Raw genomic sequence first — 14,089 nt, 5'->3', positions numbered from 1 at the left:
TCACTTCGCCGCCTCGACTCGGGGCCAGAGGTCCTCGGCCGGCGGACGCCATGCCGCGGCGTCGGCCTCCGCCTGCTCCCCGCTGCGGATGTCCTTGACGCTGTCCGCCTGCCCGTCGGCCCCGGGGAACCAGACGAAGGGGATGCCCCGACGGTCGGCGTGGCGGATCTGCCGGCCGAACTTCACGGCGCTCGGTGCCACGTCCGCCGGGATGCCGCGCGCCCGCAGCGCCGACGCGGCCCGCTCCGAGCGTGCGCGGTCGGCCTCGTCGACGACCGCGACCAGGACGGCGGAGGGGACCGAACGGGTCGCGCGAACCAGGGGGACGGACAGCATCCGGGACACGAGACGCGACACGCCGATCGACAGCCCGACCCCGGGGTAGGTCCGTGAGCCCTCGTGGGCCAGGGAGTCGTAGCGCCCGCCCGAGCAGATCGAGCCGAGGTCCTCGTGGCCCTCGATCTCGGACTCGTAGACCGATCCCGTGTAATAGTCCAGGCCGCGCGCGATCTTGAGGTCGGCGACGACCGCTCCGGGCATCCGCTCGCCCGCCGTCTCGAGCAGCGCGCACAGCTCGTCCAGGCCGGTGGCGAGCAGATCCGTGGGGCCATCGAGGTCCAACGCCTCCACGCGCGCGCGGACCTCCCGGGGGTCGCCCGTGCGGATCCCCGCCATCGCCAGGAGCACGCCGGCCTGCGCGGCCGAGATCGAGGCCTCCGCCAGCTCCTCGCGCACGCCCTCGGCGCCGATCTTGTCGAGCTTGTCCAGTCCCCGCAGGGCGGCCTCCACGTCGCTCACCCCGATCGACTCGCACACGCCCTGGACGACCTTGCGGTTGTTGACGAGGACGCGCACCGGCGGCAGCGGCAGGGCGTTCAGGGCCTCGGCCATGACGAGGGGCAGGTCGACCTCGTAGTGGAACGGCAGCGTCCCCGCCCCCACGACGTCGATGTCGGCCTGGGTGAACTCGCGGAACCTGCCCTCCTGAGGCCGTTCCCCGCGCCAGACCTTCTGGATCTGGTACCGCTTGAAGGGGAAGTCGAGGTCGTTCGCGTGCTCCACCACGTAGCGCGCGAAGGGGACCGTGAGGTCGAAGTGGAGGCCCAGCCGGTGCTCCGACGGGCGTCCGCGCCCCGCTTCGGCCTCCTTGAGAGCCTGGAGGCGGTCGAGGACGTAGATCTCCTTGGAGGTCTCCCCCTTCTTCTCCAGCTCTTCCAGCGTCTCCACCGCCCGCGTCTCGATGCCCGCGAATCCATGGAGTTCGAAGGTGCGGCGCAGGTGGTCGAGGACGAACTGCTCGACGATGCGTCCGTCGGGCAGCCATTCGGGGAATCCAGAGAGGGAGGTGCGTGCCATGTGGGCCATCATCCCACGCGCGGGGCGGCACAGGCCAGGCAGCTCACCCCAGGCGGCGGGCCCGCCGCAGGTAGGGGTTGACGGCGAGCTCGCGCCGCATCGTGGTGAGGGGCCCGTGCCCGGGAACCAGGACCGTGGCGGGGTCCAGGGCGTTCGCCAGCGTGCGCAGGGTGTGGCGCATCTGGGTCTCGTCGCCGCCGGGCAGGTCGGTGCGCCCCACCGAGTCGCGGAAGATCACGTCACCGCTCAACGCCCACGGACCGGGCTCAGGATGGTTTTCCAGCACCTCGCCGGAGGCGCCGTCGACCACCACGAGATCCGAGTCGAGGAGGAACACGGCCGAGCCCTCGGTGTGGCCCGGCGCCGGGACCATGCGCAGGCGCACCGCGGGCACGAGCTCGACGGCGCCCGCCGGCATCTCGCGGAGGTCCGCCGGCGCCTCCCACACGAGGTCCATGTCCTGCGGCGCCATCGTGCCGACACCGGCCAGCGGGTCCTCGAAGCGGGGAAGATCCGGGCCCGGCGCCCACACGGGGACCTGCTCGACGGCGTCCGCACGGAGCCCCCAGCGGGCGGCCTCCGCCGCGTCCCAGACGTGGTCGGGGTGCCCGTGGGTGCACAGGACGGCCCCGACGGCGGCGGCGAGGCCGTCGAGGATCCCCCGCAGGCGGTCGAGCACGCCGTGCGAGGGGTCGACCACCACGACCTCGCGGGCCCCGTCCGGGGCGATGATCAGGCAGTTCGCGCCGAAGAACGGCGTCGGCAGGACGAAGAGGCGCATGGGCCCGTCACGCCATCGAGGAACGGATCTGGTCGAGCCAGGCCTGTTTCGTCGTCAGAGCGTCGCGCAGGTCGGCGGCCTGCGCGGTGTCACCGGCGGCCTCCGCCGCCTCGACTTCGGCGCGCAGCTGGGCGACCTGCTCCTCGAGCTGGCCGAGCATGCCCTCTGCGCGGGCCTTCGTCTCGGGGTTCGACCGGTTCCACTCGCGCTCCTCGGCGGCCCTGACGGCGTCCTCGACGGCGCGCATCCGCCCCTCGATCCGCGACACGTCCGCGCTCGGAACCCGTCCGGCCTCGTCCCAGCGGTCCTGGACGGACCGCAGCCGCCGCTTGGCGTCCTCGAGATCGTGCAGCGGCAGGAGCGCCTCGGCCTCCGCGAGGAGCGCCTCTTTGGCCGTGAGGTTCTCCTGGTACTCGGAGTCGACCGCCTCGTCCTTGGCTCGCCGCGCGTCGAAGAACACCTGCTGGGCGGCGCGGAAACGCGCCCACAGGGCGTCGTCCTCCTTGCGCGAGGCGCGCGGGGCCGCCTTCCACCGGTCCATGAGGTCGCGGTAGGCCGCAGAGGTCCGCCCCCAGTCTGTGGAGTTCTGGAGCGACTCCGCCTCGGCGATGAGCCCTTCCTTGAGGCGCTTGGCCTCCCCCTGCTTCTGGTCGAGGGCGGAGAAGTACTGGCGGCGATGCCGGTCGAACACGGAACGGGCACCGGAGAAGCGCTTCCACAGCTCGTCCTCCGTCGACTTGTCGAGGCGGGGTCCGCGGCGCTGGAGCGTCTTCCACTCCTCGAGCAGGTCGCGCAGCGTCTGCCCGGACTGCTTCCAGTGGGTCCGATCCGGGTCCTGGGCGACGACGGCCTCGGCCTGCTCGACCAACGCGGTGCGCTCGGCCAGCGCGTGCTCCTTGGCGGCCCGACGCTCCGCGCGGGCCTCGGCCTTGCGTTGCTCGGCGCGCCCGGCGAGTTCCTCGACCCGGACCCGAAGCGCCGGGAGGTCGCCGATCGCCGCGGGTTCCGCCACCGCCTGGCGCAGCGTCTGGAGCGTCTGGTCGATGTCCTTGGGGGACAGTTGCGCCAGTCGTTCCTCGAACAGGCTCACCGTCGCCTCAAGATCGGCGAACCGGCGGGTGTACAGCGCGAAGGGGTCCTCGGGGACGCCGTCCGGATACCCGCCGATGAGCCGTTCGGCCTCCCCGTCCGCGACGAAGACGTCGCCCTGGGCGTCGATGCGTCCGAACTCGGTGGACAACGGCTCCGTGACAACCGGACGCTCACCGCCCGGAGCGGGCGCCGGCGGGACCGGTGCCTCGCCGCCCGGAGCGGGCGCGGGCTCGACATCGGCGGGGCCGACCGGCGCGCCGGGGTGGCGGGGGCCGGGCGTCGGCGCCGGGTTCGGGGCGGCGCCGTCGACGGGAGCGGCCTGGGTCCCGGCGCTCCCAGCGGCGTCGGGGGTTTCCTGCGGGAGGGACGTGGTGCTCACGATGTTCCTTTGGGGACGAGGGCGGCGCTGCCGTCCTGGCGCGTTGCCGCCCATCCGGGGACGGGCGGACCTGGTGCGCCACCGTGTGGCGGTGTGGCGCGCCTCTTATCCTACGTGCCCCGCCGCTCCCCCTGCGACCACCGGCCGTTCAGGGCCTGCGTTCCGACCCGGTCAGGCGCACCGCCTCGAAGACGCCGTCGACCCTGCGCAGGGCGGCCAGCACGGCGTTGAGATGGCTCATGTCGGCCAGCTCGAAGGAGAATCGGGCGGAGGCGATCTGGTCGGCGCTGGTGGACATCGACCCGGTGATGATGTTGACCCGGTAGTCGGACAGCACCTTCGTGAGGTCGGAGAGCAGCCCCGCCCGGTCCAGGGCCCGCGTCTCGATCTGGACCAGGAATTGCCCGCCGGGATGGTCCTGGTCCCAGGAGACCTCGATGAAGCGCTCAGGGTGGAGCTCCTGGAGGCGCAGCGCGTTCTGGCAGTCTGACCGGTGGACGGACACGCCTTGCCCGCGGGTGATGAAGCCGACGATGTCGTCGCCGGGCACCGGCGTGCAGCACCGCGCCAGTTTGACCCAGATGTCACCGGCGTCCATCCCGGACACCGTCACCCCGGATCCCTGAACCGCGGGTCTCGGCCGGGACAGCGTCGAGGACACCCCTGGGGTGATGCCCTCGGAGAGCGTCTCCTCGGTGCCGTCGCCCCCGCCCAGGTTCTCCACGAGCTTCGTCACGACGTTCTGCGCGGAGATGTGGTTCTCCCCCACCGCGGCGTACAGCGTCGAGATGTCCGGATACCCCAGCGACGTCGCCACGGCGAGGAGCGTCTCGTGGTTGAGCAGGCGCTGCAACGGGAGGTTCTGCTTGCGCATCGCGCGCGCGATGTGCTCCTTGCCCTCCTCCACCGCCTCGTCGCGGCGTTCCTTGGAGAACCACGCCTTGATCTTCGAACGCGCGCGCGGCGAGGCCACGAAGGCCAGCCAGTCGCGGGACGGCCCGGCCTTCGCCGACTTCGAGGTCACCACCTCGACCGTCTCCCCGGACTCGAGCTCGGTGTCCAGGGGCACGAGCCGGCCGTTGACGCGGGCTCCCACCGTGTGGTGGCCGACCTCCGTGTGCACCGCGTAGGCGAAGTCCACGGGCGTGGCGTGGGCCGGCAGGACGACGACCTCCCCGCGGGGGGTGAACACGTAGACCTCGTCGTCGGCGATCTCGTAGCGCAGGGAGTCGAGGAACTCCTCCGGGTCCCCGGTCTCCCGCTCCATCTCGACGAGGGCCCGCAGCCAGTTCATCTGCTCGTCGCCCGTCATCCTGTCGCCGTCGGCCGAGGTGGCGTTCGGGTTCTCCTTGTACTTCCAGTGGGCGGCGACCCCGTGCTCGGCGCGCTCATGCATCTCGAAGGTGCGGATCTGGATCTCCACCGGGCGCCCCGCCGGCCCCACCACCGTCGTGTGCAGCGACTGGTAGAGGTTGAATTTGGGCATCGCGATGTAGTCCTTGAACCGCCCGGGGATCGGATTCCACCGCCCGTGCACCGCGCCCAGCACGGCATAGCAGTCCTTCACCGACTCCACGAGGACGCGGACGGCCACCAGGTCGAAGATCTCGTCGAAGGCCTTCCCCCGCACGATCATCTTCTGGTAGATCGAGTAGTGGTTCTTCGGCCGCCCGCCCACGGTGCCCTTGATGTGCGAGCGGCGCAGGTCCTCCTCGATCTGGCCGATGACCTCGCGCAGGTACGTGTCGCGCTGCGGCGCCCGCTCCGCCACCAGATGGTCGATCTCGTCGTAGATCTCGGGCAGCAGCGTCTTGAAGGAGAGCTCCTCAAGCTCCCATTTGATCGTGTTCATCCCCAGCCTATGGGCCAGGGGGGCGTAGATCTCCAGGGTCTCCTGGGCCTTGCGCTGGGCGGACTCCCGCGGCACGAAACGCCAGGTGCGCGCGTTGTGCAGGCGGTCCGCGAGCTTGATGAGGAGGACCCGGATGTCCTTGCTCATCGCCACGATCATCTTCCGCAGCGTCTCCGACTGCGCCGCCGCCCCGTAGTGGACCTTGTCCAGCTTGGTCACGCCGTCGACCAGTTGGGCGATCGACTCCCCGAAGTCGGCGGTGAGTTGCTCCGCCGTGTAGTCCGTGTCCTCGACCGTGTCGTGGAGCAGGGCCGCCACCAGCGTCGGCGTCGTCATCCCCATCTCGGCCAGGATTGTCGCCACGGCGACGGGGTGGGTGATGTAGGGCTCCCCCGACCGGCGCATCTGCCCGCGGTGGTGACGCTCCGCCGTCTCATAGGCGCGCTCGATGACCGAGATGTCGGCCCTCGGGTGGTTGGCGCGCAGCGCCCGGACCAGCGGCTCGATCTCGGGGGCCGTGGAACGCCCTCGCCCCCCGAACCACACCAATCCGGAGCGCACCAGCGACCCCGCGGCCGGGGACTTGCGGGCGGCGGAGTTGCTGGTGGGATCGGTCATCTGCCCATGATATGCGTGCGGGGGCCGACGCGGTTCTCAGAAGCTGACGGCGGACTCGACCGTCAGGCCCTCCAGGCGCGCGCGGCCCCCCAGGGCCTCCAGCTCCAGCAGCACCGACACCGCGACGACCTCCGCCCCGCACTCGCGCAGGAGCCTCACCGAGGCGCCCGCCGTGCCGCCCGTCGCCAAGACGTCGTCGATGACGAGCACCCGGTCCCCCGCCGCCACGGAGTCGGGACGCAGCTCCATGCGGGCCGTGCCGTACTCCAGGGCGTAGTCGACCCCGATGACCGGGCCGGGCAGCTTGCCGGCCTTGCGGATCGTCAACATGCCTACGCCGAGCGTGGTCGCCAGCGGGGCCGCGAGGATGAACCCCCGCGACTCCAGGCCTGCGACCGCGTCGACCCGGCCGTCGTAGCGCCGGGCGAGGAGATCAATGAGCTCCCTGAACGCGGGACCGTTCGCCAGCAGCGGCGTGATGTCGCGGAACAGCACGCCGGGCTCCGGGAAGTCCGGGATCTCTCGCAGGTTGGACGTGACGAGCTCCGCGATGCGGGAGCCCAGTTCGTGGCTCATCGGTTCCTCCGGTTCTTGCGGACGGGCTGGGCCGCCTGTCCCAGATGGTGCCCCGGGACGACGGGCGCGACGCGGACCGCGGCTGGCGTCGTCCCCTCGGCCGACTCTGTGCCCCGTGCCCGCGCGGCCTCCACGGCCGCCGTGTGCTCCCGGGTGCGCGCCCGCCGCTCCTCCAGGATCACGAGGAAGGGCGAGGCCACGAAGATCGAGGAGTAGGCCCCGGCGATCATCCCGACGAACAGCGCCAGAGAGATGTCCGTCAGCGTGCCGCTGCCCAGCAGCCACGTGCCGATGAAGAGGATCGCGGCCACCGGCAGCACCGCGACGATCGAGGTGTTGATCGACCGCACCATCGTCTGGTTGACGGCGAGGTTGACGAGCTCGCCGAAGGTGAAGCGCTTCTGGTCCCAGACGCCCCGGGTCAGCTCGCGGACCTTGTCGAAGACCACGACCGTGTCGTAGAGCGAGTACGCGAGGATCGTGAGGAAGCCGATGACCGTGGCCGGGGAGACCTCCACCCGGGTGAGGGCGAACACGGCGACCGTCACGAGCATGTCGTGGGCCAGCGCGATCATCGCCGCGCACGACATCGTCCAGGAGCGGAAGTAGACCGTCATGATGACCGTGACGAGGGCGACGAAGATCACCAGCGACTGCAGGGCCTTCTTCGTGACGTCCGCGCCCCAGGCCGGTCCGATCGAGTTCGACTGGACGTCCGCCGAGTCCACCCCGTACGCCTGTGCCAGGGCATCGCGCACCGCGGCCGACGTCGCCGTGTCGAGGGAGGCCGTCTGCACGCGGATCGAGTCCGCGCCCAGCGCCGAGACGCGCACGTCGGAGGTGATCCCCTCACCGGCCAACGCGTCGTAGGCGGCCTGCTGGTCGGTCTGCGCCGAACCCGCCACCGTGAACTGGGAGCCGCCGGTGAACTCGATGGACTGGTTGAATCCCAGCGTCGCCATGAGGATGATCGACACCGCCATCAGGGCGCAGGCGATCCCGGCGAACGTCCTCTTGCGGGGGATGACCCCGTAGGACTTCTTCCCGAAGTAGAGGGCGTTGCCCCACTGCGCGAAGCTCATCATCGCGGATCCTCCTCGGCCTGGTCGGGGCGCTCGTCCACGGCGCCGTCCTCCGGCGCCTCGCCGGGCGGGATCGCCGTCGCCTGCTCGGCGTGCGCCGCCTCGAAACGGCGCTCCGCCAGGGATTTGCCCCCGCCGGCCGCCGCCGGCGCTCCCGCGGGCGTCCGCGCGTCATCGTGACGGGCGATGCGTCCGCGTCCGGCGTAGATCGCCCCTGACTTCGCACCCAGGTGCTCGGGGTCGAACCCGGAGAACCGGCGGCCCTCCCCGAAGAACCGCGTGCGCACCAGCAGCTCCATGATCGGATGGGTGAAGAAGAAGATGATGACGAGGTCGACCGCCGTCGTCACGCCCAGCGTGAAGGCGAAGCCCTGCACACCGCCGACGGCCAGGAGGTACAGCACGATGGCCGCCACGAGGTTCACCATGTCGGAGATGACGATCGTCCGCTTGGCCCGGTCCCAGCCCTCGTCGACCGCCGCCGACAGCGGGCGTCCCTCGCGGACCTCGTCGCGGATCCGCTCGAAGTACACGATGAACGAGTCCGCCGTGATGCCCACGGCGACGATCAGGCCCGCGACGCCAGGCAGGGACAGCCGGTATCCGATCAGCCACGACAGCAGGGTGATGACGAGGTAGGTGATGCCTGCGGAGGCCAGCAGCGAGCCGGCGGAGAGCGCGGCCAGCGCGTGGTACTGCCACACCATGTACAGGACCACCAGGATCAGGCCGATGACGCCCGCCCACAGTCCCTTCTCCAGATGGTCGGACCCGAGGGTCGCCGAGATCTGCTGCTCGGACTGGACGGTGAAGTTCAGCGGCAGCGATCCGAAGCTGAGCTGGTTCGCCAGCGCCTTCGCCGAGGCCGCTGTGAAGCTGCCGGTGATCTGCGCCTTGCCGTCGGTGATCGGCGCGTTCATGGACGGCGCCGTGATGACGTTGCCGTCGAGGACGACGGCGAACCGGTTGCGCGTGGTATCGCTCGACTTCAGGTCGTAGAGCCGCTGGGAGGCCTCCGCGAACTCGCTCGTCCCCTCCGCGTCGAACTCCAGGTTGACGCCCCACTCGCCTGTGGACTGGCCCTGCGAGTTGTAGACCAGGGAGGCGGTCGCCGAGGACAGGTTCGCGCCCGTGACGTCGACCGGGCCGAGGATGTACTTCGTCGCGCCGTCGGCGTCGCATGCCACGAAGGCCTTGTCGGGATCGGAGGCGGAGCCCTGGGCCCGCGATTCCGGATTCGTGCAGTCCAGCGTGTAGAAGTCGAGGAGCGCCTGCTCGGTGATCCAGCCGGTGTCGGAGTTGTCCGTCGGCGTGCTCGCGGGCGCGTCCGAGATCGTGCCGTCCCCGTCCGTGTCCGCGTACTGCTTCGCCTGCTCCTCCGGGACTGCGGTGGAGACGAGGCCGGACTGGGCCTCCTCCCCGGACTGCGAGGCCTCGTCGCTCTGGGCGGCCTCACCCGACTGCGAGCTCTCCCCGGACTGGGCGGATCCCGCGCTGGCGGAGGCCTGCGTCTGGGCGGCGGCGACCTGCAGCACGGGCCGGAAGTCCATCTGGGAGGACGAGCGGATGAGATCCAGCGTCTCCTCGCTGGGGTGACCCGGAAGCGACACGGAGATGTTGTCGGAGCCCATCGACGTGATCTCGGCTTCGGAGACGCCCGAGGCGTCCACGCGGTTGCGGATGATCTCGATCGCCTGCGCGATGTCGGCCTCGGAGACGTCCTTGTCGGTCCCGTCGGCCGCCACCGGCGTGAGGATCAGCTGAGTGCCGCCCTCCAGGTCGAGCGCGAGCTTCGGGAGGAAGGTCGCGCCCTGCGTCTGGTGGCCGACGACCAGGGCCGCCGCCGCGATGACGGCCACGATGAGCAGGGCGAGCAGTGAGCGCACGGGATGGCGCTGTTGGGATGCCACGATGGGTGTCTTTCAGAAAGGGAGACGGTCGCGGGAGCCGCGAGGCGCTCAGTCAGTTCTTCGTGTCGGAATCGTCGTCGGGCTCGGCCGCGGACGAGGGCGGCTCGAACGACGTGCCGGGATCCGGCGCATCGGAGACGTCGGACGACGACGGGGGCTCGGGGGTCTGAGCGAACGACGGGCCGCCCGGCTCAAGACCCAGCACCGGCTTCTCCGGCTCCTCCTCGACGGGGGCCTCCGGCTCGTCCGCCGCGAAGGGCGGCTCGCCGATGTCGCGGACCGCGGCGACGTCCCAGTAGGTCTCGGTCCCCCCGGGGGTCTCGAGGATGACGACGTCGCCGTCGCGGTCGGCGAAACGTCCCCAGAAGCCGACGGACGTCTTCACCCACGCGCCGGGAACCAGGCCCTCGTCCATGCGGCGGCGGTGCTCCTCCTGCTGGTTCTGCATCTTCTTCCGGCTGCGGTTGCCGGACCACATCATGAAGACCAGCAGCACCAGCATGATGAGCAGGAAACCCATTGATCCCACGAAGAACCTCTTTCATCGGAGCGTGCGCGTGGTGGGCAGACCTCGCCCGTAGCAGTCTAGTGCCCCGAGCGGCGCCCGGCGAACCACGCCGCTCAGCCGAACAGCGCGCCCTCGCCACCCGGCGGCGTCAGGCCCAGGTGGGCCCACGCGGCGGGAGTCGCCGCCCGGCCCCGCGGGGTGCGGACCATGAAACCCTCGCGCACCAGATAGGGCTCGACCACGGTCTCCACGGTCTCCGCCTCCTCCCCCACGGTGACGGCCAGCGTCGTCAGCCCGACCGGTCCGCCGCCGAAACGTCGGCATAGGGCGTCCAGCACGGCCCGGTCCAGCCGGTCCAGGCCCAGCGCATCGACCTCGAAGAGCGTGAGGGCCCCGCGCGCCGACCTCAGGGACACAGTCCCGTCGCCGTTGACCTGGGCGAAGTCGACGACCCTGCGGAGCAGGCGGTTCGCGATCCTCGGCGTGCCGCGCGACCGCGAGGCGATCTCGTGGGCGGCGGCCGCGTCGATGGGGACGCCCAGCAGGCCCGCGGAGCGATGGACCACCCGCTCGAGGTCCTCCACCTCGTAGAACTCGAGGTGCGCCGTGAAGCCGAAGCGGTCCCTCAGCGGGGCGGGGAGCAGTCCCGAGCGGGTGGTCGCCCCCACGACGGTGAAGGGGGGAAGCGTGAGCGGGATCGAGGTGGCGCCCGGCCCCTTCCCGACGACCACGTCGACGCGGAAGTCCTCCATCGCCAGATAGAGCATCTCCTCGGCGGTGCGGGCCAGGCGGTGGATCTCGTCGATGAAGAGGATGTCACCCTCCTGCAGGCCCGACAGGATCGCCGCGAGGTCGCCGGCGTGCTGGATGGCGGGGCCCGAGGTCAGTCGCAGGGACGTGCCCATCTCCGCGGCGACGATCATCGCCAGCGTCGTCTTGCCGAGCCCGGGGGGGCCGGCGAGCAGCACGTGGTCGGGGGTGACCCCGCGTCCGCGCGCCGCGTCGAGGAGCAGCTGGAGCTGGGAGCGCACCGTGGGCTGTCCGACGAAGTCCGCCAGCCGTTTCGGGCGCAGAGCCGCCTCCGCGGCGCGTTCCAGGTCGCTCGCGTCCGGGGCGACGACACGCGCCCCCTGGTCGTCGACCTCAGCCACGGCGTCCCCCCAGTTTCAGCAGGGCCGCGCGCAGCAGGTCCGAGGCCCCCAGGCCGTTGCCCGCCAGATCGTCCACGGCCCGTTGCGCGACGGCCTCGGTCCATCCCAGCTGGACGAGGGCGGCGCGGACCTCCGTCTCGGCCTCCCCCTCGGGAGCCCCGGCGGCCGGCCCGCCCTCGACGGCTGCGGCGGACCCGAGCTTGTCTCCGATCTCCAGGGCGAGGCGCTGCGCTGACTTCCGTCCCACCCCCGGGATGCGCTGGAGGGCGGCCAGGTCACCGGTGGACACGGCACGGCGCAGGTCGTCGGGGCCGAGGACGGACAGGGCGGCCAGCGCGATGCGGGGCCCCACTCCTGAGACGGTCTGAAGGCGTTCGAAGACGTCGCGCTCGTCGCCCGTGCGGAATCCGAAGAGCGTGAGGGAGTCCTCCCTCACGACCAACGACGTGTGGAGCGTGGCCTCCGCGCCCCCCTCGAGCGCCTGCGCGGTCGCCGGGGACACCATGACGCGCCAGCCCAGTCCTCCGGTCATCAGGACCACGGCGTCGAGGCCCACGTGCTGGACCGTGCCGGTGAGCTGCGCGATCATCCTCTTCCTCCCCTCAGGCGAACACGTGTACGATCCTAGCGCCCGCCGCGGCGGAGCCGGGGATCCACCGCGCCGGTGCGCCGCTGGGCCGCCTGGGCGGCCAGCCAGGTCCGTTGAGCCGGGGTGACCGCGCCCCTGGCATGGACTTTGCCCGACAGGGACACCGACACCCGGGAGTCGTCGCCGGCGCCGAGCAGCCCGGTCCCCCTCCAGGCGTGACAGATCGCGATGGCCAGGGCGTCCGCGGCGTCGGCGGGCCGGGGGGCCTCCGCGAGCCTGAGGACCCGCGCGACCATGTGCTCGACCTGCGCCTTGGAGGCGTTGCCGTTTCCCGAGATCGCGGCCTTGACCTCCGAGGGCGTGTAGACGGCCATCGGCAGTCCCGCGCGGCCCGCGCACACCATGGCCGCCCCCATCACTTGCATCGTGGTGGTGACCGACTGGAGGTTCTCCTGGGCGAAGACCCGCTCGATGGCGATGACCTCGGGGGCGTGGGCGGCGATCACCTCGTCGATCTCATCGGCGATGGAACGCAGCCGGAAGTGGGTGGCCACCTGCGGCGAGGACCGGGCGACCCGCACGTGGACCAGCGTCGCTCGGCGGGAGGCATCGACGTCGACCACGCCGACGCCGCACCGGGTGATCCCCGGATCGATCCCCATCACACGCATGTCCCCTCCGTCCCGAGCTCAGGCCGCCTCGTCGACCATGTCGACGAACAGGCGGTGGAGGCGGTGGTCGCCCCCGACCTCAGGATGGAACGAGGTCACCAGGACCCGGGAGGAGCGGGCCGCGACGATCGGCCCGTCGGGCGCGGAGCCCGAGCGTGCGAGCACCTCGACGCCCTCGCCGACGCGTTCGACCCGGGGGGCGCGGATGAAGACCGCGTGGAAGGCCCCTCCCGCCACCCCGGTGATCCGGAGGTCCTCCTCCCAGGAGTCGATCTGGCGTCCGAAGGCGTTGCGGCGCACGGTGATGTCCAGGGCGGCCAGGGCGCGCTGGTCGGCCCGCCCGTCGAGGATCTGCGAGGCCAGAAGGACCATGCCGGCGCAGGTGCCCCAGGCTGGCATGCCTGAGGAGAGCCGCTCCGCGAGGGGCCCGGCCAGGTCGAGGGCCTCCAGCAGGCGGGACATCGCGGTCGACTCCCCTCCCGGGATCACCAGCGCGTCGACGCCGTCGAGCTCGGCGCGGCGCCTCACCGCGACGGCGCGGGCGCCGCCCGCCTCGAGGGCCGACAGGTGCTCGGCGACGTCGCCCTGAAGCGCGAGGACGCCGACCGTCACCATCCCCGGTCCGCCAGGTGGTGGCCCGCCGGCAGGTCCTCGACGTTGATGCCGACCATGGCCTCGCCCAGCCCGCGCGACACCTTCGCGATGACATCCGGGTCGTCGTAGAAGGTCGTCGCCTGGACGATCGCGGCGGCCCGCTTGACGGGGTCGCCGGACTTGAAGATGCCCGAGCCCACGAAGACGCCCTCGGCGCCCAGCTGCCTCATCATCGCCGCGTCCGCGGGCGTCGCGATGCCGCCGGCCGTGAACAGGACGACCGGCAGGCGCCCGGAGCGCGCAACCTCGGCGACCAGCCCGTAGGGGGCCTGGAGGTCCTTCGCCGCCGCGTAGAGCTCCTCCTCCGGCAGGGAGGAGAGCCGGGCGACGTCGTCGCGGATCCGGCGCATGTGGGTCGTCGCGTTCGACACGTCGCCCGTGCCGGCCTCGCCCTTCGAGCGGATCATGGCGGCGCCCTCGTCGATGCGGCGCAGAGCCTCCCCGAGATTCGTGGCCCCGCACACGAAGGGCACGGTGAACTGCCATTTGTCGATGTGGTGCTCGTGGTCGGCGGGGGTGAGGACCTCGGATTCGTCGATGTAGTCGACGCCGAGGGCCTGGAGGACCTGCGCCTCGACGAAGTGCCCGATGCGCGCCTTCGCCATCACCGGGATGGACACCGCGTCGATGATCCCGTCGATGAGGTCCGGATCGGACATCCGCGCGACCCCGCCCTGGGCGCGGATGTCGGCGGGGACCCGTTCCAGCGCCATGACGGCGACGGCACCCGCGTCCTCGGCGATCCTCGCCTGCTCCGCGGTGACGACGTCCATGATGACGCCGCCCTTGAGCATCTGCGCCATTCCCCGCTTGACGCGGGCCGTGCCGACCTCGCGGCCGGGCTGGGCGGACTCGTCCTCAGCCATGTCG

General features: G+C 71.6%; 13 protein-coding genes. All 13 read right to left on the bottom strand.

Annotation, left to right across the window (positions count from 1 at the left end; genetic code table 11):
- Positions 1 to 1,356, bottom strand: coding sequence for a histidine--tRNA ligase (hisS, locus tag ACFQWG_RS03970; RefSeq protein WP_380972322.1), 1,356 nt, complete (start codon positions 1,354 to 1,356; stop codon positions 1 to 3).
- Between the two features lie 43 nt (positions 1,357 to 1,399).
- Positions 1,400 to 2,137, bottom strand: a complete 738-nt coding sequence (locus tag ACFQWG_RS03965) for an MBL fold metallo-hydrolase (RefSeq protein ID WP_380972320.1) — start codon at positions 2,135 to 2,137, stop codon at positions 1,400 to 1,402.
- A gap of 7 nt (positions 2,138 to 2,144) precedes the next feature.
- On the bottom strand, positions 2,145 to 3,662 hold the full coding sequence (locus tag ACFQWG_RS03960; RefSeq protein WP_380972318.1) for a DUF349 domain-containing protein: 1,518 nt from the start codon (positions 3,660 to 3,662) through the stop codon (positions 2,145 to 2,147).
- Positions 3,663 to 3,756: 94 nt separating this feature from the next.
- On the bottom strand, positions 3,757 to 6,078 hold the full coding sequence (locus ACFQWG_RS03955; protein ID WP_380972316.1) for a RelA/SpoT family protein: 2,322 nt from the start codon (positions 6,076 to 6,078) through the stop codon (positions 3,757 to 3,759).
- A gap of 36 nt (positions 6,079 to 6,114) precedes the next feature.
- Positions 6,115 to 6,654, bottom strand: coding sequence for an adenine phosphoribosyltransferase (locus ACFQWG_RS03950; RefSeq protein WP_380972314.1), 540 nt, complete (start codon positions 6,652 to 6,654; stop codon positions 6,115 to 6,117).
- Complete coding sequence (gene secF / locus ACFQWG_RS03945; protein ID WP_380972312.1) at positions 6,651 to 7,739, bottom strand: protein translocase subunit SecF; 1,089 nt, start codon at positions 7,737 to 7,739, stop codon at positions 6,651 to 6,653. Before secF ends, ACFQWG_RS03950 begins: the two co-directional genes overlap by 4 nt.
- Complete coding sequence (gene secD / locus ACFQWG_RS03940) at positions 7,736 to 9,646, bottom strand: protein translocase subunit SecD (protein ID WP_380972310.1); 1,911 nt, start codon at positions 9,644 to 9,646, stop codon at positions 7,736 to 7,738. Before secD ends, secF begins: the two co-directional genes overlap by 4 nt.
- Before the next feature lie 52 nt (positions 9,647 to 9,698).
- A complete protein-coding gene (locus ACFQWG_RS03935) occupies positions 9,699 to 10,166 on the bottom strand; it encodes a preprotein translocase subunit YajC (RefSeq protein WP_380976210.1) in 468 nt (155 codons plus the stop codon).
- Between the two features lie 101 nt (positions 10,167 to 10,267).
- Positions 10,268 to 11,305, bottom strand: a complete 1,038-nt coding sequence (gene ruvB, locus ACFQWG_RS03930; protein WP_380972308.1) for a Holliday junction branch migration DNA helicase RuvB — start codon at positions 11,303 to 11,305, stop codon at positions 10,268 to 10,270.
- Positions 11,298 to 11,894, bottom strand: coding sequence for a Holliday junction branch migration protein RuvA (gene ruvA, locus ACFQWG_RS03925; protein WP_380972306.1), 597 nt, complete (start codon positions 11,892 to 11,894; stop codon positions 11,298 to 11,300). The genes ruvB and ruvA overlap by 8 nt, the downstream gene beginning before the upstream one ends.
- A 35-nt stretch (positions 11,895 to 11,929) precedes the next feature.
- Positions 11,930 to 12,565: a crossover junction endodeoxyribonuclease RuvC gene (gene ruvC / locus ACFQWG_RS03920; RefSeq protein WP_380972304.1), complete on the bottom strand. Its 636-nt coding sequence runs from the start codon at positions 12,563 to 12,565 to the stop codon at positions 11,930 to 11,932.
- 18 nt (positions 12,566 to 12,583) lie between these two features.
- Positions 12,584 to 13,180, bottom strand: coding sequence for a pyridoxal 5'-phosphate synthase glutaminase subunit PdxT (pdxT, locus tag ACFQWG_RS03915; protein WP_380972302.1), 597 nt, complete (start codon positions 13,178 to 13,180; stop codon positions 12,584 to 12,586).
- On the bottom strand, positions 13,174 to 14,085 hold the full coding sequence (gene pdxS, locus ACFQWG_RS03910; RefSeq protein WP_380972300.1) for a pyridoxal 5'-phosphate synthase lyase subunit PdxS: 912 nt from the start codon (positions 14,083 to 14,085) through the stop codon (positions 13,174 to 13,176). The genes pdxT and pdxS overlap by 7 nt, the downstream gene beginning before the upstream one ends.
- Positions 14,086 to 14,089 lie beyond the last annotated feature (4 nt).

Source organism: Schaalia naturae (genome assembly GCF_042665795.1).
Classification (GTDB): Bacteria; Actinomycetota; Actinomycetes; order Actinomycetales; family Actinomycetaceae; genus Pauljensenia; species Pauljensenia naturae.
This window is presented reverse-complemented; position numbering and strand designations above follow the sequence as displayed.

What these genes read in the sequence shown, in the direction of transcription:
- ACFQWG_RS03965 (WP_380972320.1), bottom strand. Translation starts at nt 2,137, where the DNA reads ATGCGCCTCTTCGTCCTGCCGACGCCGTTCTTCGGCGCGAACTGCCTG.
- pdxS (WP_380972300.1), bottom strand. Translation starts at nt 14,085, where the DNA reads ATGGCTGAGGACGAGTCCGCCCAGCCCGGCCGCGAGGTCGGCACGGCC.
- secF (WP_380972312.1), bottom strand. Translation starts at nt 7,739, where the DNA reads ATGATGAGCTTCGCGCAGTGGGGCAACGCCCTCTACTTCGGGAAGAAG.
- ruvA (WP_380972306.1), bottom strand. Translation starts at nt 11,894, where the DNA reads ATGATCGCGCAGCTCACCGGCACGGTCCAGCACGTGGGCCTCGACGCC.
- ACFQWG_RS03955 (WP_380972316.1), bottom strand. Translation starts at nt 6,078, where the DNA reads ATGACCGATCCCACCAGCAACTCCGCCGCCCGCAAGTCCCCGGCCGCG.
- ruvC (WP_380972304.1), bottom strand. Translation starts at nt 12,565, where the DNA reads ATGCGTGTGATGGGGATCGATCCGGGGATCACCCGGTGCGGCGTCGGC.
- ACFQWG_RS03935 (WP_380976210.1), bottom strand. Translation starts at nt 10,166, where the DNA reads ATGGGTTTCCTGCTCATCATGCTGGTGCTGCTGGTCTTCATGATGTGG.
- ACFQWG_RS03950 (WP_380972314.1), bottom strand. Translation starts at nt 6,654, where the DNA reads ATGAGCCACGAACTGGGCTCCCGCATCGCGGAGCTCGTCACGTCCAAC.
- hisS (WP_380972322.1), bottom strand. Translation starts at nt 1,356, where the DNA reads ATGGCACGCACCTCCCTCTCTGGATTCCCCGAATGGCTGCCCGACGGA.
- ACFQWG_RS03960 (WP_380972318.1), bottom strand. Translation starts at nt 3,662, where the DNA reads ATGGGCGGCAACGCGCCAGGACGGCAGCGCCGCCCTCGTCCCCAAAGG.
- pdxT (WP_380972302.1), bottom strand. Translation starts at nt 13,180, where the DNA reads ATGGTGACGGTCGGCGTCCTCGCGCTTCAGGGCGACGTCGCCGAGCAC.